The sequence below is a fragment of the Aeromonas cavernicola genome, assembly GCF_002795305.1.
GTDB lineage: Bacteria > Pseudomonadota > Gammaproteobacteria > Enterobacterales > Aeromonadaceae > Aeromonas > Aeromonas cavernicola.
Genome location: NZ_PGGC01000124.1, coordinates 1 through 22,243, shown reverse-complemented (window position 1 = coordinate 22,243; position 22,243 = coordinate 1). Strand labels below are relative to the sequence as shown.

Below are 22,243 nucleotides of genomic sequence, written 5' to 3'. Positions count from 1 at the left end.
CCACTCAGGGAATAGCCGATGGGTTAGCTCTGGCTAAAATGGGGAATAGTGCGGCTAAATTTATGCTCAAACACCAGCGAGGTTTCAAGACGCACCACTTCTTCGCGAGAGGTGAAGTGATCGAACACAAAATTGCGCAAATGTTCGGTGTCAGCCACGCACAAATGGACTAAAAAATCATCTTTCCCGCCCATATGAAACAGGCTTATCACCTCAGGCAGGGCTAAAATCGCATCGCGGAACGCATCAATGATCTGGCGGCTATGGCGTGCCAGTTGCAAAGAGACCATGGCTTGAATGTGTCCCCCCAATGCTTGGTAGTCGACGTCGCAATGTGCTCCCTTGAGCACACCTTCTTGCTGTAATTTACGCACCCGTTCAAGGCACGTAGAAGGCGCAACACCGACCAACGCCGCGAGATCTTTGTTGGTCATGCCCGCATCACGAAACAGGTGGGCCAAGATCTCAAGATCTAGCTGATCTAAGTTTCTCATCTTCACTCCTTGAATAACCTCATGTTTTAGACTCTGCCCGCAAGCCAGCACAAATACAACGGACATTGACTTCACCCCTCACCCCCCTATGCTGAGCAACCATCTACCGTGGGCTGCCCAGCCATACCAGAGGTTTTACGATGCGTCCCTTTCATCCTTTCTGGAGTCTTGAACTACCGCGGGTCGATGGTCAATTGTTACTGACACCCTGCCCAGGCACTCAACAGGTTGCGCTCAGCCAAGCATTGGAACAGCTCAGATTGGCTGGTGCACACGGGGTCATCACCTTGATGACCACAACAGAGCTGGAAAAATTTGAGTTAACGCAACTCGGTCAGCAAGTTACCCAAGCGGGGATGCGCTGGTTTCAGTTGCCAATTAGCGACGACCGCGCTCCTGACGCTGAGTTTGATGTGAGGTGGCAGCAGGTGCTGCCATCCCTCCTCGACCTGCTGCAAGATGGCAAACATGTCGCCATTCATTGTCGAGGCGGCAGTGGGCGTACTGGCTTGGTGGCTGCGACCATCTTGTTGACATTGGGACAACCACCGCTTGAAGCCATCGCAATGGTCAAGGCGATTCGGCCCAAGGCATTGACGCTGGCAACTCATCTGCAGTGGCTGCATAGGCAGTCCCTAGGGGGGATAGCCCTTGCCGATTAAGTGGTGTGTTGGTTGTAGGTAAATACCCGACCAATGTCTTCTAGCCGATAGCTGGTGAGCTGGTACACGTAATAGTTGAGCCAGTTGGCAAACAGCAGATGACCATGGCTGCGCCACGTGGCACGCGGAGCTTGGCTCGGGTCGTTATTGGGGTAGTAGTTAACTGGCATCGTGGGGGCCAGTCCGGCGGCCAAGTCCCGTTGATATTCGCCGTCGAGGGTCAAGACATCGTATTCCGGATGGCCGGTGACGAATACTTGGCGGCAATCCTTGGTGGCAGCCAAGTAGACCCCCGCCTCGGCCGATTCAGCAAAGATCTGCAAGTCAGTGTGGGCGCGGATCAGGTCGCCATCAAAGGCGGCATAACGGGAGTGAGGGGCGACAAATTCATCATCAAACCCACGTAGCAGCGGCTCGTTTTCATCAAGACGATGATGGCGGTAGACACCGGAGAGTTTCTCGCCGTGGGTCTGTTTTTCCATGCCATAGAGCGCCTTGAGCGCAGCTTGCACGGCCCAACATAGAAACAAGGTTGACGTCACATGTTGGTGGGACCACTCAATGATCTCAACGATCCGTGGCCAATAGATAACCTCTTCGAACTCCACTAAGCCAAGGGGGGCCCCTGTGATGATCATGCCGTCGTAGTTGTTGCCCCGCACTTGCTCAAAGTCGTGATAAAAGTTTTCGAGGTGCGCTTGCGGGGTATTTTTGGATTCTCGATCGTCAATGCGCAGCAGGTCGACATCCACTTGCAATGGCGAGTTAGAGAGCATCCGCATCAACTGGATTTCAGTCTCAATCTTTTTGGGCATTAGATTAAGAATGAGCACCCGCAGTGGGCGGATATTTTGGGTAACGGCCCGGGACTCCGTCATTACGAAGATGTTCTCCTGCCCTAACACTTGGGCGGCAGGTAACTGGTCCGGGATCTTGATCGGCATGCTTACTCCCTGTACTGCATCAGTAAATATGTCTGGACATCCAGAAGCCTATAATAAAGCGCTAATCCTGTCATCAGATACCTTTTGTATTCACCGTCCCCTTTGTTCTAGCATACGGTTCATTTCGCTCTCTTTGTGCCAACGCCATGACGGGTATCACGATTTCAGTGGACCGGCTGCAAGTCGGTCATTACGTCTCCTTGCCACTGGGTTGGCGTGAGCACCCGTTTCTGTTTTCCAGTTTCAAACTGAAAAATGAAGAGGAAATTGAGCTGATCCGTCGGCTTGGCCTCACCTCGGTAACCCTGATTCCCGATAAGAGTGATACCCCAGTTAAACCAGCGCCGCTAGGCGTCGAGCCTGTTGCGACACCACCTGATCTGGCACAGCTGCAAGCGCAGATGCAGCAAGAAAAGGCCCAGCGGATCGAGCGACTGCAGCGGTATCGCCGTAATTTGCAGCAGTGTGAAAAGCAGTTTCAGCAATCATTGGCGCAGGTTCGTAGTGTGATGAGCAAGATCCAGGCTCGCCCGCTCGATGCCATTGGTCATGCGCGGGAGTTGGTCAACGCCATGACCGAACAGCTGCTCTCGGTGGATGAGATGGTGCTGCACTTGGTCTCGGACAAAGAGGAGAGCAGTAATCTGCACTTTCACTCCCTCAATGTCAGCGTGCTCAGCATGTTGCTGGCCAAAGAGTGCAAGATGTCTGCTGAGCAGATCCGCCATATCGGGATGGGGGCCTTGTTTCACGATATTGGCAAGCTAAAGATCCCAAGCCAAGTCCTGCGTAAGCGCGAGCCCCTGACCATGGCGGAGCAGCACTTACTCGCTCAGCATCCACGCTATGGCTTAGCGCTGCTCAATCTTGCCCCTGATTTTCCTGAGCCGGCCAAAGATGTGGTGCGTTACCACCATGAGTTTCTCGATGGCTGCGGACCGGAAGGATTAAAGCAAAGCCAACTTGGCCCCTTGGTGCAGATCGTGTCGCTTATCAACGCGTACGATAATCTGTGCCATGTGCAGGCCAAGATGCCCTATGTGGCACTGGGCCATCTCTATAAGCAGCGTAAGGGGCAATTTAATCAGAAATATCTCAACATGTTGATCCGGTTGATAGGAGTCTACCCCCCCGGTAGCGTGGTGCAGTTATCCGATGGTCAGATTGGCCTAGTGATGTCAGTCAATACTGCACGTTTACTCTATCCCTCGGTACTGGTGTATGACGCACGGATACCGCGCCAAGAGGCGGTCATTATTGATTTGCAGCAGGCAGAGCTGAGGATTGCCAAGGTCATGGACCCCAAGCGGTTACCCCCTGCCGTGTTTGAGTACCTTCATCCCCGCACTCGGATCAGTTATTACTTCGAACATCACACCCATTGAACCCTCGGCCCGTGGGGCCAGGTGCGCCGATTTTCCCGCCTTAAGGAGCCCGCGATGCGTATCGAGATAATTAGCACCGGAGATGAAATAGTGACAGGGCTGGTGGTGGATACCAATGCCGCTTGGCTCAGTGCGCTGCTGCTAGAGCAGGGCTGGCAAGTGAGTCGCCGGGTCACCGTAGGGGATAGCCTCAGCGACATCAAACAGGCCCTGCAAGAGAGTGCCCATCGCGCCGACGTAGTGGTGGTGTGCGGCGGGCTGGGGCCGACGGCAGATGACCTCACCGCTGCGGCTGCCGCGTTAGCGTTTGACCAACCCTTGGCGCTATTCCCTGAATGGCTTGCCACCATTGAAGCTCGCTATGCCAGCCGTGGCCGTGCGATGGCCCACAGCAATGCCAAGCAAGCTTGGCTGCCAACTGCTTGTGCGATCCTCGATAATCCGGTGGGAACGGCCTGTGGTTTTGTGGTTCACCACCCAGCCAGTCACGGCCAGTGCCAGCTGTTTTTCACGCCAGGCGTTCCTTTTGAGTTCAAACAAATGGTGCACGAGCAGGTGCTACCGCGTATCAAGCAGCGAGCAGGGGCTCACGTTGATACCGAATTACGCCGTTTTTACACGTTTGGCATTGCAGAGTCAGCGCTCTCTGACAAGTTAGATCAGGCGCCGTGGCCGCCAGGGATTGAGCTGGGTTATCGCTCCGCGATGCCGTTCATCGAGCTAAAGCTGATTGGCCATGGCGCGACCTTTGCCGACATGGACGCCGCGCAAGCCCGGCTGCTTGCCGAGATCCACCCTTGGTTAGTGGGGCAGGGAGATCTGGCGCCTACGCAGCAGATCTTGGCGCTCTTGGCTCCTCGGCCGCTGACCTTATATGAAGGGGCAAGCCGTGGGGCGTTGCTCGCCTATTGTCATGACTATCCGGCGCTTGAGGCCCATTTTTGCCATACCTTAGCCGCCGATCTCGACCAACTGAGCAGCCCAGCCAACGGGCTTAGTTTGACCATAGGTACGGCTGGGCCAGCTGGCGTGCCGCTCCTCCTAGGGGTCGATGGAGTATGGATTGGTCAAACCCTAGCAGTGAGCCATCCCGATCCAGAGAGTGTGCGACATATCCTCGCGTTTGCAGCCCTCGATATGCTGCGTCGTCATCTGCAAGGGTTGCCGATCTTGGCGGATTACCAAACCTTGGTTAGAACGGCTGAGCGGCACCAAGATGCAACTGATTGACTCCCACTGTCACCTCGATTTTGCCGTCTTTGACCCGCAGCGCGAGGCCTTGTTGCAGCAGTGGCGGCGCCTTGGGGTGTGCCACATGGTGGTGCCCGCAATCGGGGAGGTCAACTGGGCCAAGGTGATGGCATTGGCCGAGGTTCATCAAGGCATCAGCTATAGCCTTGGGGTTCATCCGTGGTATGTCGGCGATCAGTCCTCCAACGCCATGGCTAATTTGCGCCAGCACCTCGCAGCGCGCCCAGCTGGACTCGTGGCGGTGGGCGAGTGTGGTTTGGATTTACGCTCGCAAGTACCGCAGGCTGGGCAGATTGAATGGTTCGAGGCGCAGATCGGCATGGCCATTGAGCATCAATTGCCGTTAATCGTGCACTCGGTGCGGGCCAATGACACGGTCGCCAAGATGTTACGTCGGGCTAAGCCCCCTTGCGGTGGGGTGATCCACGCGTTTAGTGGCTCGTTGCAGCAGGCCCAGGCATTTTGGCAATTGGGCTTTCGGTTAGGGGTGGGTGGGGTGATCAGCTATGAGCGTGCCAACAAAACCCGTGAGGCCTTGCGGGCAATGCCCCTAGAAGCCTTGGTGCTGGAGACTGACGCGCCAGATATGCCGCTACAAGGACAGCAAGGGGCGATCAACACCCCAGCTGCCTTGCTCCCGCTAGTAACCCTCTTGGCTGAACTACGGGATGAGCCGATCATGGATGTTGCTAAGGTGTTATGTGACTCTACTCGCCAGTTATTTCAGCTGGCCGATCCGATATAAAACAAGCTCGTAACATAAGTAGGTTGCGATTGGAAAAAGAACTGACCTAAAAATCGTTTGCTGTCTAATTTTGTGGCACTTGTCCGTTTTGCTGGCGAGAAATTGTGACCAAGATTCTATTTTATCAAGCGCGAGTTAGTATAATGCGCACCCCTTGATTGACTGCTTGAGGCTACAAGTCGTTAACAAGTCAGGTGCTACTAAAGGAAGATAAAATGAGTTTAACCATGAGTCTGGTGGGGATGGCGACGCTCGTCCTTATCGCAGTGCTGTTTTCCAGCAATCGCAAAGCAATCAATATTCGCACCGTGGCGGGTGCCTTCGCCATCCAGGCAGGTCTGGGGGCGTTTGTGCTGTACGTGCCAGTCGGGCGCGATATTTTGGTCAGTGTATCTGATGCGGTGTCTAGCGTGATTGGCTATGGCAATAACGGCATCAGCTTTCTGTTCGGCGGTTTAGTCGACAACAAAATGTTCGAGGTGTTTGGTGGCGGTGGCTTTATTTTTGCCTTCCGCGTGTTACCCGTCATCATTTTCTTCTCCTCCTTGATCGCTGTCCTTTATTACCTCGGTATCATGCAGCTGGTCATTAAAGTGCTTGGTGGTGGTCTGCAAAAAGTGCTGGGGACTTCCCGTACCGAGTCCCTCTCTGCCACGGCTAACATCTTCGTTGGTCAAACCGAAGCGCCACTGGTGGTGCGTCCTTTCATCGCTAAGATGACCGATTCTGAGTTGTTTGCGGTCATGTGTGGTGGCTTGGCCTCGGTGGCAGGTTCTGTGCTGGCGGGTTACGCCTCCATGGGCGTTAAGATGGAGTACCTGATTGCTGCCTCTTTCATGGCGGCGCCCGGTGGCTTGCTGTTTGCTAAGTTGCTGGTACCAGAAACTGAGGCACCTAACTACGACACTGGCTCTGCGGATGATGCGGTTGAAGATAAACCGGCTAACGTGATCGATGCGGCAGCCGCTGGGGCTGCGGCAGGCCTGCAACTGGCGCTGAACGTTGGGGCAATGCTGCTGGCGTTTATCGGTTTGATCGCATTGATCAACGGCATCTTCTCCGGTGTAGGTGGTTGGTTTGGGATGCCAGAGCTCTCCTTGGAGCTGATTCTGGGCTGGCTGTTCTCGCCGCTGGCGTTCCTGATCGGGGTGCCGTGGAGCGAGGCCGTGGTAGCGGGCTCCTTTATCGGTCAGAAGTTGGTAGTCAACGAGTTTGTGGCTTACCTCAACTTCGCCCCTTATCTGAAGGATGAAGCGCTGGTCAATGGCGTGGCCATGTCTGAGCACACCAAGGCGATCATCTCTTTTGCCCTGTGTGGCTTTGCCAACCTCTCGTCTGTTGCCATTTTGCTAGGTGGCTTGGGCTCGATGGCGCCGAGTCGCCGTAGCACCATCGCGCGCTTTGGCTTGAAGGCGGTATTGGCCGGTTCGCTGTCGAACCTGATGTCTGCCACTATCGCTGGTTTCTTCTTGTCGCTCTCTGCCATGTAATGGTGTTTAGCTGACAAGAGATAACAACAACGCCACGGCATCTGCTGTGGCGTTGTTGTCTGGGGGGCTGGCAACCGTTTTCCTACCTACTTTCCTGATCCGCACTAACACCTGAACCTTGGGCCGGCGAGAGGGAAGTTTGGTATATGGTTGAGGGTTTAACTGCCGTCATGTCATTCCCGCATCGCGGGCTAGTGTCGCAAGATGCGACGTGTTATCTCACTAACCACCAAGACGTTGGAGAACAGAATGAGTGATCTGAAACTGGCCGCCCAGCGCGCCCTGAATCTGATGGATTTGACCACCCTGAACGATGACGATACCGATCAGAAGGTGATTGATCTGTGCCATAAGGCCAAGTCACCGGCCGGCTTGACCGCAGCCGTGTGCATCTATCCGCGTTTTATCCCGATTGCGCGTAAGACGCTGCGTGAGATCGGCGCAGCTGAAGTACGGATTGCCACCGTAACTAATTTCCCCCATGGCAACGATGATATAGAGATTGCCGTGGCTGAGACTCGGGCGGCCGTCGCCTATGGTGCCGACGAGGTAGACGTGGTTTTCCCTTACCGCGCCTTGATCGCCGGTAATGAACAAGTTGGCTTCGAGCTGGTCAAAGCGTGTAAAGAAGCCTGTGGTAGCCAGGTGCTACTGAAGGTGATCATTGAGACGGGCGAATTGCAGCAAGCCGCGCTGATCCGTCGCGCGTCTGAGCTAGCCATTGAGGCAGGCGCTGATTTTATCAAAACCTCCACCGGTAAGGTGCCCGTGAATGCGACGCCGGAAGCGGCGCAGATCATGTTGGAAGTGATCAAAGCCCGTAACCCGCGCGTCGGCTTTAAGCCTGCTGGTGGGGTGAAAGATGCAGCGGTTGCTGGGCAGTACCTGGCTATGGCCGAAGCGATCCTTGGCAACGACTGGGTATCCACCCGTACTTTCCGGTTTGGTGCCTCCAGCTTGTTAGCTAGCCTGCTGGCTACCTTGGGCCATGGTGATAAACCGGCTAATACCAGCGGTTACTGAGCGCAGGAGCGCTGGATACCAACATAGGTGAAGGGGCGGCTCAGTCCGCCCGTTGTCCCCCGCGCTGATCTGAGCGGGCATAGCAGAGGTAGGCTGGCGTGATCCCGGTGAGAGGGAAGCGCGACGGTGGAGAAAAAGACGATGTTTTTGCCGCAAGAAATTATTCGTAAAAAGCGCAATGGCGAAGCGCTCACGGCCCAAGAGATCCAATTCTTCGTGCAGGGCATTACCAATAACACCATCGGTGATGGCCAGATCGCCGCCCTAGCGATGGCGGTCTATTTCCAAGACATGACCATGGCTGAGCGCGTTGCCCTGACCTGTGCCATGCGTGACTCAGGCACCGTCCTGAGTTGGGCGCATCTTGAGTTAGATGGCCCCATTGTTGATAAGCACTCCACCGGTGGGGTCGGGGATATGGTGTCCCTGATGTTGGGGCCCATGGTCGCTGCCTGTGGTGGTTTTGTGCCGATGATCTCTGGGCGTGGCCTGGGCCATACCGGGGGCACCTTGGATAAACTCGATGCCATTCCCGGCTATCAAACCACCGTCGACAACGCGCGTTTCCTGCGCGTGGTGCAAGACGCTGGGGTCGCCATTATTGGCCAGACAGGCGATCTGGCGCCGGCTGACAAGCGGATTTACGCCGTGCGTGACATCACCGCCACTGTTGAATCCATTGCCATGATCACGGGCTCTATCCTCTCCAAGAAACTGGCCTCTGGGCTAGAGGCTCTGGTGATGGACGTTAAGGTGGGCTCGGGAGCCTTTATGCCGACTTTTGAGGCGTCTGAAGCGCTGGCAAAAAGCATTGTGGCAGTGGCCAACGGGGCGGGTTGTCGCACCTCCGCGCTGTTAACCGACATGAATCAGGTGCTGGCCTCCAGTGCTGGTAATGGGGTAGAAGTACGGGAAGCGGTGCGCTATTTAAATGGCGAGTACCAGAATCCGCGTCTGCATGCCGTCACCATGGCCCTGTGCGCCGAGATGCTGATCTCGGCTGGCTTGGCCAGTGACGAGGGCGAGGCCCGCAGTAAGCTGCAAGTGGTACTCGATAGCGGTAAGGCGGCCGACACCTTTGGGCGGATGGTGGCTCAGCTAGGTGGTCCATCCGACTTTATTGAACGTTATGATCACTATTTACCGAGCGCGGCCATCATTCGCCCGGTCTATGCCGCCCACGGCGGTGTCGTCACGACCATGAATACTCGCGATCTCGGGTTGGCGGTGGTCGCGATGGGCGGAGGACGCCGCGCCGCCGCTGATCGACTCGATTACGCGGTGGGCCTGACGGAGATGATCCGGCTAGGAGAGGCGGTCGATGCCCAGACGCCGCTGGCCCTGATCCACGCGCAAACGGAAGACCAATTTGCCGAGGCCGCCCGCATGGTGCAGGCAGCCGTGACGATCGGTGATACCCGACCTGCGGCGCTGCCTGAGGTATACCGCCGTATCACCCTGGCTGATTTGTAACAAGGGGAAGACCCATGAAACGTACCTTTATTTTGATGATGGACTCTTTCGGTATTGGCGCTGCGGCGGATGCCGATAAATTTGGCGACGTCGGGGCCAATACCCTTGGCCACATCGCCAAGGCTTGCGCCGCCGGTGAGATTGCTGGCCGTGGCCCGCTCCACCTGCCCAACCTCAATAAGTTGGGGCTGGGTCATGCGGGGGAGCTGGCCTCTGGCTACTTTCCTGCCGGTTTGGATAAAGAGATCGAGGTGATCGGCGCGTACGGTTGTGCTCAGGAGCTCTCTTCTGGCAAAGATACCCCGTCCGGCCACTGGGAAATTGCCGGAGTGCCGGTGCTGTTTGAGTGGGGCTATTTCAAGGATCACACCCACAGCTTCCCGCAGGAGCTACTGGATGCCATTGTCGAGCAAGCGGGCCTGCCGGGTTACCTTGGCAACTGCCACGCCTCCGGTACTCAGGTGCTGGACGATTTGGGCGAAGAGCATATGCGGACCGGTAAGCCGATCCTCTACACCTCTGCCGACTCGGTGTTTCAGATTGCCTGCCACGAAGAGACCTATGGCCTTGAGAAGCTCTATGAGCTGTGCCACATCGTGCGCGAGCTGTTGGAGCCTTATAACATTGGCCGAGTGATTGCGCGCCCGTTTGTCGGCAGCGGCAAGGGTGATTTTAAGCGCACCGGTAACCGCCACGACTACTCCGTACTGCCGCCAGCGCCTACGGTGCTGGACTACATGAAAGAGGCGGGGGGGCAGGTGGTCTCCATCGGTAAGATTGCTGATATCTATGCCAATCAAGGGATCACCAAACAGGTGAAAGGGACCGGTTTGGCCGAGTTGTGGGATCGCACCTTGGAAGAGGTGCAGGCCGCTGGCAACAATACCATCGTCTTTACCAACTTCGTCGATTTTGACTCCTCCTATGGCCATCGCCGCGATGTGAAAGGCTATGCCGATGCGCTGGAGTATTTCGACTCCCGTCTGCCGGAGCTGTTTGCACTGCTGCAAGATGGCGATGTGGTGGTGCTGACCGCAGATCACGGTTGCGACCCAACCTGGAGTGGCACCGACCACACCCGTGAATACATTCCGGTGCTGTTTTACGGTAAGCCGGTCAAGCCGGGTTCGGTCGGTCGCCGCGCCACGTTTGCCGACATCGGTCAGAGCATTGCGGCTTACCATGGCCTGCCTGCGTTGCAGTACGGCACCAGTTTCCTGTAAGCGTGACGGGCCAGTCACGTTGTTAACTGTTTATCGGCCCACCCGTACTGTGGTGGGCCCTGTCATGACGACAATCAAACTCAACCTAGTGTGAAGGAATCAACAGAATGGCAACTCCCCATATTAATGCGAAAGATGGCGCCTTTGCTGACGTCGTGCTGATGCCAGGCGATCCGCTGCGTGCCAAATACATTGCGGAAACCTTTCTGGAGAACGTTGAGCAGGTGTGTGACGTGCGCAACATGTTTGGTTTCACCGGGACCTACAAGGGCCGTCGCATCTCTGTGATGGGCCATGGCATGGGTATCCCCTCTTGCTCTATTTATGCTAAAGAACTGATCACTGATTATGGTGTGAAGACCCTGATCCGGGTCGGCTCCTGTGGGGCGGTGCGGGCAGATGTCAAACTGCGTGACGTGGTGATCGGCATGGGGGCGTGCACCGACTCCAAGGTCAACCGTATGCGCTTCAAAGATCACGACTTCGCCGCGATCGCTGACTTCGATCTGGTGGCCAATGCGGTGCAAGCAGCCAAGAACAAAGGGGTGGCGGTGCGCGTCGGTAATATCTTCTCTGCTGACTTGTTCTACTCCCCCGATCCGACCATGTTCGATGTGATGGAAAAGTACGGCATTTTAGGCGTTGAGATGGAAGCGGCGGGGATTTACGGTGTCGCTGCTGAGTTTGGTGCCAAGGCGCTGACCATCTGCACCGTCTCTGATCATATCCGTACCGGTGAGCAGACCACCTCCGAAGAGCGTCAGCTGACGTTTAACGACATGATCGAAATCGCGCTCGATTCCGTGTTGTTAGGCGATAAGTGATCGTGAGCTACTAGCCAATACTTAGCGGCGACCATGATGGTCGCCGTTTTTGTTTGCCGCTTTTAGGTGACGTTGGCGGGAGGGCGAGCCGAGAACCTCATCACTTCACCCGCAAGGCTAGTTAATGTGCCATGTTCGCTGCGGCTGTGGCGCGCGATGGGCGACCACCTAGCCTGGGTCAATGACGTCTACAGGGATTGGCTTTTACTTTGTGGCTGGTGCTTGCGGACGCGCAGATAGTTACGACGCACGCCATATGAGATAAACAAGCCCGCCAGCAAGGCGACCAGCAACAGTAGCCGCTGTTTTTCTTGTAGCGCATTGAGTCGCGCCTGTTTGGCGGCCAGCAGCTGCTGCTCTTCTAGGGTGATACGCAGATAGCCCAACGTCTGTGGCCCGTCGAGGATCTCCTGGACAAAGGGGCTACGCCCTTTACCTAAGGCTGGCACGGTGCGGTTATCGCTGCCGATGGGGAGCAGGCTTTCTAAGGGAACCCCTTGCTCTGACTGCGCAAGGGGGACGCCCCGCTCATCGTAAATGGTGACATCAAAAATATTGGGGTCACTGGCTAGGTCTTGCGCCAAGCGGGCAAGTTCACTCTGGTTATCCTCTTTTAGCCAGCGGGCAAGGTCACGGCTAGCGTAGGAGACGAGGGCCTCAGCGCGCAGACGGGCTTCACTACGCAGTGCACTCTGCCCTTCGCTCTGCATGTAGATAAGCATGCTGACCACCCACAGCCCGAGCAGGATACCAGCCCCTAGGCTGAGGGCACGCTTAATGGGAAGATGACGCAAACAGGCAAGCCTCATGCTCATAAGAGGAGGCAGGATCTTGGCGCTTGCTTGGGTAAAAAGCAATACGCTACTCTGGGCCGTTTTGTTAACCCTATGATCACCAAGGAAGAGAAGATTCCTATGTTGTTGTCTGAGCTCCCCCCCTCACTGTCTGATTGGTCTCGCAGTTTGTCGCACGCCCCTTGGTGGCAGCTGCACTCAGCTGCGCTTCATCCCGTTAGCGCCCCTTTGTCTGCTGGGTGGCTGGTGCTGTTTGGCCGATCATTGCAGGTGGCGCACTTGGCCAAGCTGGCAGATACCCTCACCGGGTTGGGGGTCGTTGCCACCCTCTACCCCACCACCGAGGTGGCTGAGGTGCCGCTGCTGCTGCTCGGCACCGACACCTTTTCTGACGAGCTGGTGGCGCAGTTGAAAAGGGAGCAATGGGATATCGATATTTGCCACCTGCCAGCCTTACCGACCCTCAATGAGCCCGGGTTGCTGGTGATGGACATGGATTCCACTGCGATCCAGATCGAGTGTATTGATGAGATTGCCCGCTTGGCGGGAGTGGGGGAGCAAGTGGCTGCCGTCACGGCCGCTGCGATGCAGGGTAAACTGGAGTTTGCCGCCAGTCTGCGCAATCGGGTCGCCTTGTTGGCTGGGGCCCCAGTGACCATTTTGGATGAGGTAGCGGCCAATATGCCGTGGATGCCGGGATTGCCCCTGATGGTGAAAACCCTCAAACAAGCGGGGTGGAAGGTGGCGATTGCCTCGGGTGGTTTTACCCGCTTTGCTGGGCAATTGCAGCAGGCGCTCGGGTTGGATGCGGTGTTTGCCAACGAATTAGTGGTCGATGGCGATACGCTGACGGGGCAGGTGCATGGACGTATCGTTGATGCGGCGGTCAAAGCCGAGGTGCTTCAGCAGTTGGCACAACAATATGGTATCGCGGCCAGCCAGACGGTGGCCGTGGGCGATGGCGCGAATGATCTCAACATGATGGCAGTGGCAGGCTTAGGTATTGCAATCCATGCCAAGCCACTGGTGCAGGCGCAGGCGGCCGCCACCCTCAACCATCACGATTTGGAAGGGGTTCTCTGCCTGATCGGGGCTAGCGCCTGCCGAGATCGCCGCTGGGATATGGCCAGAAGTTAATCGAGATAGCAACAGGGAGTGCCCCTGCCATGACCGTGTTACAACACTCCCTGTTTATCCCCTGTGGTGAGCATCAACTGCATATGCGTTACCTGCAACCGGAGCGCCCTGTGCACCGAGAGCCGGTGTTGCTGCTGCATGGTGCGTTGGAAAATGGCCGGATCTTCTATACCGAGTCGGGCAAAGGGTTAGCCTGTTTTTTGGCTCAGCATGGCTTTCATGTCTACGTAGCAGACCTACGTGGCAGAGGATTAAGCAGACCGCCGATTGCCATGCAACCTGATCATGGCCAGCATGAGCTTATTACGGAGGACCTGCCGACCTTGCAGCGTTGGGTGGCTGAGCGCCATTCTCGCTGCCAAGTGCACTGGATCGCCCACTCTTGGGGCGGGGTCATCATGGCGTCAACCTTGGCGCGTTTCCCCGTTTTTGCAGAGCAGGTCGCTAGTCTGACCTTTTTTGGCAGCAAACGCGCCATCTCGGTCCATGGTGTCGAACGCTGGTTAAAAGTGGATCTTGTGTGGAATCGCCTTGCGCCTCTGCTCGCACGGCGTAAGGGTTTTTTGGCGGCGCGCACGCTCACTATTGGGGCTGATGATGAACCCGTGCGCTATTTGCAAGAAACTATTCCTTGGGTCAACGGTGGGCCTTGGCACGATCCGCTGGATGGCTTTGCTTATGATGTGGCGGCGGCGCAGCTTAACTGGCCACCGCTTTGGATGATCTGCGCTAAGGCGGACAAGGTGTTAGGCCATCCAATGGATGTCCGCCGCTTTGCCCTAGAGATGGGAGCGAAGATGCGTTACACCCAACTTGGCCGAGATAACGGCAATCGGTGTGACTATGACCATATCAATATGTTGACGGCGCCGCAGGCTCCCGAAGATCACTTTCCGCAGCTCCTTCCATGGCTGGCCTCTCCCCATGTCACGTGACCACACCCGCCGCCTGATCACACCCACGGCCTGACCACTCAGCATACCTTTCGAGCTCTGAGTGGTCATTGTCTGCCTAGATGATGGGATCAGTGATACCAAGCCGAAGCAGGGTCGCAGCGGTGGTGTCGGTCAGTTCGCCGACACCGATTACGCTCCAGAGATCTTCTTCCAGTTTGGCCGCTTTGTGGATGGCGAATTTGGCGACATAGTCCAGCTCGTTGGCAATAAAGTTGGTATCTGGCCGTCCTGTGCGGGAAATGCCCACTCGCACCGAGTAGAACGCGCCTTGCTGTAATGCCTGTTCAATGAACTCACGCTTCTCCGCCACGTTGGCAAAGCTGCTGGCTAAGCGGCTAGTAAAGAGCGGCTGATCGCCGTTGGCTTGGACATGGGCGACATACACTTCATCTTCGTGAGGTCTGTCTTCTCGCTCGATCGTCAGCAGCGGATTGAGCAATAGCTCGTTGAACAGCTCCTCTTGAAAGAGGGGATAGAGGTTGTCCTGCCCCTTTTGCTCCGCGCAAGTCCGTAATAGGTTATCGAGGTGACGAGGACGCGCACTCTTGCCTATCGAAGTCAGTTTCGTTATGCCTTTTAGCTTGTTGAGATAGATCGGTGAGCAGAACAGGTGGTGACTGTAGATATTACGCAAGGCTCGGGCTAAGCCACGATAACGCCGCTGTTCTTGGACCGCCTTCAACTTGCTGCGATTACTCTCGATCAGCAGACTGAAGAATTGACGCCCTGTATGGCGATCAGAATCCCCTTCAATGTGTAAATGCAGCACTGTGCGTGTCAGATTCAGGCTGACGAGTCGGTAGGAGAGATGCTGGAGATCCGTACCTTTGGCCAGCGCCTGTAACCGTGGCAGCGCAATGGTAACGACATCATCTTGCTTGCCTTCAAAAGGGTTTTCTAGCTCAACTTGGAGGCCATGAGCCGAGATGTCGCGGGTCCAGCCCAGTAATGATTGGTCGTGATAGCGAATAGCGACGGCGGTTTTATGGATGTAGCGCGACTCTTTGCGCAGTTGGATGTAGTGCAAGGTCTCTATATCAAATGGGTGTAACGTTTGCCGGTGGCCAAAGCGTTGTAGTTCGTTGGCGTTATGGGCTATCCCCTCTGTTTGCTCAAAATCGTCGCGCTGGGATTCCAGGCTAATCTCTTGCAATAGACCAACATAACCAAGTTGTGCTAGGCGCTCTTGCAGCAAGATATCTTGGAGAGGTGATGACTCCAGCCCCTGTGGGTTACCAATATCAGCCTCGTTGAGGGTGCAAGCCTCTAGGCTGAATTTAAACACCCGCCAACTGGGGCGCCGAGCCCCGACATGGAAGAACAACTCGGTTAAACCACTCTGAGCAAGCTCTTGCGCCGTGGCAGAGAAGAAGTAGAGGTGGCTGCGCACCGAATGGGTGAAGCTGTAAATCACGGTTTCTGTCGTAGTACCCGGCGCGGGACAGAGCTGCTTCATTCTATCGGCGGAAAACAGTTGGCTCAGGGTGTCGCGGTTTTTTTCATCTCGCCAGTATTCCAACAGATGCTGATTATTCTCGGTGCGCAGTGCCGCCTCGAGGGTTGGCGTGTCCCCTACGCTAAAAAAAAGTGGCATGCCGGTCATGCGTGGCAGGTAAAACTGTTCATAGCCCTTAATGAGGGCGGCAGAGATCAGGTAATCGACACTGACTCGATAGCGGATCTTGTTGTGAGTGATAAAGTTTTTGAGAAAAGCATCAAATTCAGGATGGTGTCCCACCCGCATCAGTCGTAGCCAATATTTATCGTCTCGGCTCTCTTCCCCGAGGATCTGATAACACACCCCTTCATTGAGTATTGGATGGGCATGATCGCGTGCCAGCCCAGTGAAAAATAGCTCGACCTGCACACCGGTTTGGTAGCTTGGCAACCGACTAACCGCAATTCGGGCTCCTCCCAGCGAAAGATCAGAGGTTCTGGCAAACAATTTTTCCCCATCGGCCAACCTAATGACCACCTGTGAGCTGAAATGCATCCGTTCTTGGCGACGGCCGTAGTAGCTGGCAAACCGAATGGCATTCACGTCGTAGGGTAAAAAAGGGTTTGGCGCAGGTAATGGCTGACTATCGACTCGGCCTTGAGGCTGCTTGCGCCAAGAGGTCAGATACTCGTAGACCCCAAGGGTGTAACGATCGTGATAGAGATAGCACTGGGATTGAAACAGGCTAATGGCATCAGGGGGCATGAAGTGGGTAATGCCGCCAAATTCATGCGGCATGCAGGTATCCCCCCATCCATCACGCATGTCGATCAGTCGACGACACGGGCTACATCTGCGCTTGATTTCTAGCTTTATCAGTAGGCAGTTGTCACTGTTTTGATCTTTGGTCATGCGATGAAAAATCGCATCAAAATCCCTTTCTCTGAGTAAAGGGATAAGTTGGTCAACCATATGTTGTTGTGTTACTAAATCCATGTGTCCCTGCCACGGAAAGTCACTATTCCGATGCTAAGTTTGATCTGTTGGTCGCAAACAAGTATATCAAGCAGCAATTCAACCTGTCCCCAGAGTTCTAAATGGCTAAAAATAAAACGGCATATGTGTGCTCAGAATGTGGTGCTGCGTTCACGCGCTGGCAAGGGCAGTGCAGTGAATGCAAAGAGTGGAATACTATCACCGAAGTTCGGCTCGGCACCGCTACCCCCGCAGGTAAACAGGCTCGTTATTCTGGCTATGCAGGAGCTATCGGCAGCCAAGTGCAAACCTTGGCAGAAATCGCCACTACCGAGATCCCTCGCTTCTCATCAGGCTTCAAGGAGCTGGACAGAGTATTGGGCGGTGGCGTGGTTCCGGGCTCAGCGATATTGATCGGTGGTAACCCTGGTGCAGGTAAATCAACCCTGCTGCTGCAAACCATGTGCGGGCTAGCAGAGCGGATGAAAACCCTCTATGTCACCGGGGAGGAGTCGCTGCAACAGGTGGCGATGCGCGCCACCCGGCTAGGGTTACCGACCGATAAGCTAAGGATGCTTTCAGAAACAAGTGTCGAACAGATTTGTCTGATTGCTCAGCAGGAGCAACCGCAGATCATGGTGATTGACTCCATCCAAGTGATGCATGTAGCGGATGTGCAATCGTCGCCGGGCTCTGTTTCTCAAGTGCGTGAAGCGGCTGCGTTACTGACTCGTTTTGCTAAGCAAAACCATGTCGCCATTTTCATGGTTGGACACGTCACCAAGGATGGTAGCTTGGCGGGCCCTAAGGTGTTGGAACACTGCATCGACTGCTCCATCCTGCTTGATGGCGGCCATGACTCCCGCTTTCGTACCCTGCGCTCCCACAAAAACCGTTTTGGTGCCGTCAATGAATTGGGCGTATTTGCTATGACGGGGCAGGGGATGCGAGAAGTGAGCAACCCTTCCGCCATCTTCCTCAGTCGTGGTGAAGAGCAGGCTCCCGGTTCTATCGTGATGGTGATCTGGGAAGGCACGCGGCCGCTGTTGGTTGAACTGCAGGCGCTGGTGGACTACTCCCAGCTTGCTAATCCTCGTAGGGTCGCGGTGGGGATGGATCATAATCGACTGGCGATGTTGCTGGCTGTGTTACATCGGCACGGTGGCTTGCAGATGGCCGATCAAGATGTCTTCATCAACGTGGTTGGCGGAGTTAAGGTCGAAGAGACCAGTGCAGATTTGGCATTATTGTTGGCCATGGTCTCTAGCTTCCGAGATCAGGCGTTGCCCAAAGACTTGGTCGTGTTTGGTGAAGTTGGCCTCTCAGGCGAGATTCGGCCTGTTCCCTCTGGTCAAGAGCGGTTACAAGAAGCAGCCAAGCACGGTTTTCGCCGCGCCATCGTCCCCCATGCTAATGCGCCTAAACACCCTATAGAGGGGATGGAGGTGGTCCCAGTCAAGAAGCTTGCTGAGGCCCTTGAAGCGCTGTAAATGAGAGCCGCTGGCATGGGCGGTTCAGCCATAAAGCCGATGAGTCGCAGCAAGAGATAGATGGTGATCTTTTATACTTTTTGTTCATGTATCACGACTATTGGTCGATAAATCTTGAACAGGAGGTACACCATGGACATATCTAGTTCAGCTTCAGCGTCGTTTGGTTCGGCGTTATTGGGCGCGAGTTTGGCTAAAAAACAGCAAACTCAGGACGGCGAGGCCGCACTGAGATTACTGGAGTCTGCCGCGCAAGCGACGCCCGTCGCGGCAACATCGGCTAGCTCGGTGTTGGGCAGTAAAATTGATATTCGAGTGTAATATGATAAGTAACTAGCACTGAGTTACCGTGCTTGTTTACCTAATAAAGCAGCCCGACAAATCGTTATTGTCGGGCTGTTGCTTATCTGCTGAGTCAATTATCGATTTACGATGCGGGCTAGTGGCCTAGGTGCTGCGTTGTACCGCCATGTTCGCCAGCGCTTCGAGTGCATGTTTATGCTCAGAATCAGGTAATACAGCCAATGCCCTGATCGCTTTGTCAGCTTCTTGGCGCGCTCGCATTCTTGCGTATTCCAGCGCGCCAGTACGATCCAAAATAGCCAGAATCTGATCCAAATGTTCCATGCCATCACGGTGTTCAATTGCATCACGTATGCGTTGGCACTCTTCAGGCGTTCCTACCGCCATGGCGCGCAGTAGTGGCAAGGTCGGTTTACCCTCTGCGAGATCATCACCAACATTTTTGCCCATCTCATCACTTTGCGAACAGTAGTCCATTACGTCATCAATGATCTGGAACGCGGTGCCCAGATATTTGCCGTAATCGGTCATCGCTTGTTCGATAGGTTCGGGCTGATGGGTCAAGACGGCCGCAAGCCGAGTAGCAGCCTCAAATAGCTTGGCGGTCTTGCAGTAGATGACCGTCATGTAGCTCTCTTCGGTAGTATCTGGATCGTTGCAATTCATCAGTTGCAACACTTCCCCTTCGGCGATGGTGTTGGTGGCATCGGAGAGGATCTCCATGACCCGCAGATTGGAGAGCTCACTCATCATCTGGAAGGAGCGGCTGTAAAGATAATCACCAACCAAGACGCTTGCAGCATTGCCAAACAGGGCATTGGCGGTTTCTCGGCCACGGCGCAGGTCGGATTCATCGACCACGTCGTCATGCAGCAGGGTAGAAGTGTGAATGAATTCGATGATGGCGGCCAGTTTCAGGTGGTCCTCACCTACATAGCCCAGCGCACGCGCTGCCATCACGGTCAGCATAGGGCGCATCCGTTTGCCGCCAGCACTGACAATGTAGAAACCCAGCTGATTGATCAGACTAACGTCGGACTGGAGCCGGGCCAGGATCAGTTCATTGACCGCCGTCATGTCGGCGGCACAGAGCGCACGGATAGTCTGTTGGTCCATAAGTCTCGTAACGTGACAGCAGCAGTCACTGCGATTTTTAATAATGGCGGGGATTCTACACGATTTCACAATGGGTTACAGTGAGGCGTTTATTCACGGCGGCAGATGTGCACACAAAATAAACTTTTTGCTAAATGGGTCTTGCCTGAGCAAATCGGTTTGCGTAGAATGCTCGCCCATTGTTATAGGTTTTTGCGCATATCTAGCTTCGAGCAAAAAGATATGCCTTTACGGAGTTAATCAAATGTACGCGGTATTCCAAAGCGGCGGAAAACAACACCGTGTAGCTGAAGGTCAGATCGTTCGCTTAGAAAAGCTGAACGTTGAGACTGGCGCTACCATCGACTTCAACGAAGTGCTGATGGTTGCTGCAGGCGACACATTTAAAGTAGGTGCTCCTTTCGTTGAAGGTGGCAAGGTTGTGGCTGAAGTTGTTGCTCACGGCCGTGGCGAGAAAGTGACTATCGTCAAGTTCCGTCGTCGTAAGCACCACCGTAAGCAGGCGGGCCACCGTCAGTGGTTCACTGAAGTCAAAATTACTGGCATCAGCGCCTAATTAGAGGAGTCCGATAAATGGCACATAAAAAAGCTGGCGGTTCATCCCGCAACGGTCGCGATTCTGAAGCTAAACGTCTCGGCGTAAAGCGTTTCGGCGGCGAAACAGTTCTTGCTGGTAGCATCATCGTTCGTCAACGTGGTACTAAATTCCACGCTGGTGAGAACGTTGGTCTAGGCAAAGATCACACCTTGTTCGCGACTGCGACTGGTAAGATCCTGTTCGAAGTTAAAGGTCCGCTGAATCGTAAATACGTTAGCATTGTTGCTGAGTAATTACGGACCGCAAGGATCCGAAGCCCCGCCAACAGGCGGGGCTTTTGTTTTTGTGGCGTCTTTTTGGTTTTTTACGACGAAACGGAACGCATGAGCTTGGCCTTAAGCTAGATGCGTATCGCCCGTAGCGGCTGTACCACTATAATTGCGTATCGGTTTTGCGAATGAAGGTGACGGTTACCTATGAAGTTTGTTGATGAAGTTCAGATTCGAGTCGATGCCGGTGACGGTGGTAACGGTTGTGTCAGTTTTCGCCGTGAAAAGTATATTCCCAACGGTGGTCCAGACGGTGGTGACGGCGGTGATGGCGGTGATGTTTATCTGGTTGCCGATGAGAACCTCAACACGCTGATTGACTACCGTTTCGAACGTTTTCATGCCGCTGAACGTGGTGAAAATGGTCAAAGTGCCAACTGTACTGGCCGTCGCGGTAAAGACAAAGTATTGCGTGTTCCTGTCGGCACTCGCGCTAGTGATGAAGACACCGGTGAACTGCTGGGTGATCTGACACAACACGAACAGAGACTGCTGGTTGCTAAGGGAGGATTCCACGGCCTTGGCAATACCCGCTTTAAAAGTTCGGTTAACCGCGCCCCCCGCCAGAAGAGCAACGGCACGCCGGGCGAAGTGCGAACCCTGAAGCTGGAATTACTGCTGCTGGCCGACGTCGGCATGTTGGGCCTGCCCAATGCGGGCAAATCTACCTTTATTCGCGCCGTTTCTGCGGCTCGCCCGAAAGTGGCTGATTACCCCTTCACGACCCTCGTGCCGAACCTGGGTGTGGTGCGTGGTGAAAACTCCCGCTCCTTCGTGATTGCCGATATTCCGGGTTTGATCGAGGGGGCTGCCGAAGGCGCTGGCCTTGGGATCCGCTTCCTCAAGCACCTCGAACGCTGCCGCGTGTTGATCCATCTGGTGGACATCTGCCCGATTGATGGTTCCGATCCTGCCGAGAATGCCGTGACCATAGTGCGGGAGCTTGAGAAGTACAGCCCTGAACTGGCGGGTAAACCGCGCTGGTTGGTATTCAACAAGATGGACCTGATCTTGGAAGAAGAGGCGCAGGAAGTGATGGATCGTGTGAAGGCTGCCCTCAACCATGAAGGGCCGGTATACGCCATTACAGCCATCAGCAAGGAAGGCACCAAGAAGGTCTGCTACGATATTCTGGATCTGCTGGACAACATGCCTCGTCAGCTGGCAGAAGATGCAAAAGAAGCCATCGAACAAGTCGAGTTCAAGTGGGATGACTACCACAAAAATCAGCTGGCCAAAGTGGAAGCAGAGGCATTAGCTGCGTCTAAGGCGTTTGATGAGTCGCTTGATGACGATGAGTGGGATGATGATGAAGATGACGGTGTTGAAGTGATCTATGTCCGCGATTGATTGCGGTCTCGACAGATAAAAAAGGAGCCTGAATGGGCTAATGCCAGTCAGTTAAGCCTGACTGGCATTGTTTTTATTGGCTTTTTGCACCGCATACTTTTGTGGTCTTGCCTTCACACTGCGGGGATAACTCCGCTCCCTTCGCTCCGGTAATACAAACTGCCCCGCCTGCTTATCCAGCTCCGCCACCCGCTTCGGGATACTCCCCGGTGACAGGTACGGCATGCAGCTCAGTTCATGGATGAGATAGACCGACGCCATGTGAAAACTCAGCTGGCTCGCCGTGTATCCCTTCAGACTCGC

21 protein-coding genes and 1 pseudogene are annotated in these 22,243 nt (G+C 55.0%); 16 read left to right on the top strand and 6 right to left on the bottom strand.

The genetic code is table 11. The features are described 5' to 3' along the window. Nucleotides 1–23: 23 nt before the first annotated feature. Complete coding sequence (locus CUC53_RS13630; protein WP_100294666.1) at nucleotides 24–494, bottom strand: Lrp/AsnC family transcriptional regulator; 471 nt, start codon at nucleotides 492–494, stop codon at nucleotides 24–26. 140 nt (nucleotides 495–634) lie between these two features. On the opposite strand from CUC53_RS13630, the gene CUC53_RS13625 reads away from it, so the two are divergent. Then, the gene (locus CUC53_RS13625; protein WP_100294665.1) at nucleotides 635–1,156 is read left to right on the top strand and encodes a cyclin-dependent kinase inhibitor 3 family protein; all 522 of its coding nucleotides are present in this window, start codon (nucleotides 635–637) and stop codon (nucleotides 1,154–1,156) included. Here CUC53_RS13625 and metA read toward each other — a convergent pair. After that, the gene (gene metA, locus CUC53_RS13620; protein WP_100294664.1) at nucleotides 1,153–2,100 is read right to left on the bottom strand and encodes a homoserine O-acetyltransferase MetA; all 948 of its coding nucleotides are present in this window, start codon (nucleotides 2,098–2,100) and stop codon (nucleotides 1,153–1,155) included. The genes CUC53_RS13625 and metA overlap by 4 nt on opposite strands. A 146-nt stretch (nucleotides 2,101–2,246) precedes the next feature. Between metA and CUC53_RS13615 the strand changes: the two genes are divergently transcribed. The 8 genes from CUC53_RS13615 (at nucleotide 2,247) to deoD (ending at nucleotide 11,514) form a co-directional block, all read left to right on the top strand. Then, complete coding sequence (locus CUC53_RS13615) at nucleotides 2,247–3,485, top strand: cyclic di-GMP phosphodiesterase (RefSeq protein ID WP_100294663.1); 1,239 nt, start codon at nucleotides 2,247–2,249, stop codon at nucleotides 3,483–3,485. A 54-nt stretch (nucleotides 3,486–3,539) separates the two neighbouring features. Then, nucleotides 3,540–4,715, top strand: a complete 1,176-nt coding sequence (locus CUC53_RS13610) for a molybdopterin-binding protein (protein ID WP_100294662.1) — start codon at nucleotides 3,540–3,542, stop codon at nucleotides 4,713–4,715. Next, nucleotides 4,702–5,481, top strand: coding sequence for a TatD family hydrolase (locus CUC53_RS13605; protein ID WP_100294661.1), 780 nt, complete (start codon nucleotides 4,702–4,704; stop codon nucleotides 5,479–5,481). Before CUC53_RS13610 ends, CUC53_RS13605 begins: the two co-directional genes overlap by 14 nt. 215 nt (nucleotides 5,482–5,696) lie before the next feature. Continuing rightward, nucleotides 5,697–6,971, top strand: a complete 1,275-nt coding sequence (locus CUC53_RS13600; RefSeq protein ID WP_100294660.1) for a NupC/NupG family nucleoside CNT transporter — start codon at nucleotides 5,697–5,699, stop codon at nucleotides 6,969–6,971. 249 nt (nucleotides 6,972–7,220) lie between these two features. Then, a complete protein-coding gene (gene deoC / locus CUC53_RS13595) occupies nucleotides 7,221–7,994 on the top strand; it encodes a deoxyribose-phosphate aldolase (protein ID WP_100294659.1) in 774 nt (257 codons plus the stop codon). A 141-nt stretch (nucleotides 7,995–8,135) separates the two neighbouring features. After that, complete coding sequence (gene deoA / locus CUC53_RS13590) at nucleotides 8,136–9,467, top strand: thymidine phosphorylase (RefSeq protein WP_100294658.1); 1,332 nt, start codon at nucleotides 8,136–8,138, stop codon at nucleotides 9,465–9,467. 14 nt (nucleotides 9,468–9,481) lie between these two features. Continuing rightward, entirely contained in the window at nucleotides 9,482–10,690 is a 1,209-nt protein-coding gene (locus tag CUC53_RS13585) for a phosphopentomutase (protein WP_100294657.1), read from the top strand. 107 nt (nucleotides 10,691–10,797) lie between these two features. After that, nucleotides 10,798–11,514, top strand: coding sequence for a purine-nucleoside phosphorylase (gene deoD, locus CUC53_RS13580; RefSeq protein WP_100294656.1), 717 nt, complete (start codon nucleotides 10,798–10,800; stop codon nucleotides 11,512–11,514). Between the two features lie 188 nt (nucleotides 11,515–11,702). Here deoD and CUC53_RS13575 read toward each other — a convergent pair whose 3' ends face one another. Then, nucleotides 11,703–12,308 (bottom strand): AhpA/YtjB family protein, encoded by a 606-nt coding sequence (locus tag CUC53_RS13575; protein WP_100294655.1) that lies wholly within the window; start codon nucleotides 12,306–12,308, stop codon nucleotides 11,703–11,705. Nucleotides 12,309–12,428: 120 nt separating this feature from the next. Here CUC53_RS13575 and serB point away from each other — a divergent pair, with 120 nt between their 5' ends. After that, nucleotides 12,429–13,445: a phosphoserine phosphatase SerB gene (gene serB, locus CUC53_RS13570; RefSeq protein ID WP_100294669.1), complete on the top strand. Its 1,017-nt coding sequence runs from the start codon at nucleotides 12,429–12,431 to the stop codon at nucleotides 13,443–13,445. Between the two features lie 29 nt (nucleotides 13,446–13,474). After that, on the top strand, nucleotides 13,475–14,380 hold the full coding sequence (locus tag CUC53_RS13565; RefSeq protein ID WP_100294654.1) for an alpha/beta fold hydrolase: 906 nt from the start codon (nucleotides 13,475–13,477) through the stop codon (nucleotides 14,378–14,380). A 76-nt stretch (nucleotides 14,381–14,456) separates the two neighbouring features. On the opposite strand, the gene CUC53_RS13560 is transcribed toward CUC53_RS13565, so the two are convergent. Next, nucleotides 14,457–16,835, bottom strand: coding sequence for a PilZ domain-containing protein (locus CUC53_RS13560; RefSeq protein WP_100294653.1), 2,379 nt, complete (start codon nucleotides 16,833–16,835; stop codon nucleotides 14,457–14,459). A 101-nt stretch (nucleotides 16,836–16,936) separates the two neighbouring features. Here CUC53_RS13560 and radA point away from each other — a divergent pair, with 101 nt between their 5' ends. Continuing rightward, on the top strand, nucleotides 16,937–18,304 hold the full coding sequence (gene radA, locus CUC53_RS13555; protein ID WP_100294652.1) for a DNA repair protein RadA: 1,368 nt from the start codon (nucleotides 16,937–16,939) through the stop codon (nucleotides 18,302–18,304). 132 nt (nucleotides 18,305–18,436) lie between these two features. Then, a complete protein-coding gene (locus CUC53_RS13550) occupies nucleotides 18,437–18,625 on the top strand; it encodes a hypothetical protein (RefSeq protein ID WP_100294651.1) in 189 nt (62 codons plus the stop codon). A 126-nt stretch (nucleotides 18,626–18,751) separates the two neighbouring features. On the opposite strand, the gene ispB is transcribed toward CUC53_RS13550, so the two are convergent. Further along, nucleotides 18,752–19,723 carry an octaprenyl diphosphate synthase gene (gene ispB / locus CUC53_RS13545; RefSeq protein ID WP_100294650.1) on the bottom strand — a complete coding sequence of 324 codons (972 nt, stop codon included), beginning with the start codon at nucleotides 19,721–19,723 and terminating at the stop codon, nucleotides 18,752–18,754. 244 nt (nucleotides 19,724–19,967) lie between these two features. Between ispB and rplU the strand changes: the two genes are divergently transcribed. The 3 genes from rplU (at nucleotide 19,968) to cgtA (ending at nucleotide 21,940) form a co-directional block, all read left to right on the top strand. Beyond that, entirely contained in the window at nucleotides 19,968–20,279 is a 312-nt protein-coding gene (gene rplU, locus CUC53_RS13540; protein WP_005304210.1) for a 50S ribosomal protein L21, read from the top strand. Nucleotides 20,280–20,296: 17 nt separating this feature from the next. Beyond that, nucleotides 20,297–20,554 (top strand): 50S ribosomal protein L27, encoded by a 258-nt coding sequence (rpmA, locus tag CUC53_RS13535; RefSeq protein WP_100294649.1) that lies wholly within the window; start codon nucleotides 20,297–20,299, stop codon nucleotides 20,552–20,554. A gap of 183 nt (nucleotides 20,555–20,737) precedes the next feature. Next, nucleotides 20,738–21,940 carry an Obg family GTPase CgtA gene (gene cgtA / locus CUC53_RS13530; protein WP_100294648.1) on the top strand — a complete coding sequence of 401 codons (1,203 nt, stop codon included), beginning with the start codon at nucleotides 20,738–20,740 and terminating at the stop codon, nucleotides 21,938–21,940. Nucleotides 21,941–21,991: 51 nt separating this feature from the next. On the opposite strand, the pseudogene CUC53_RS13525 reads toward cgtA, so the two are convergent. Continuing rightward, nucleotides 21,992–22,243, bottom strand: a pseudogene (locus CUC53_RS13525) (IS4 family transposase); the annotation flags it as partial.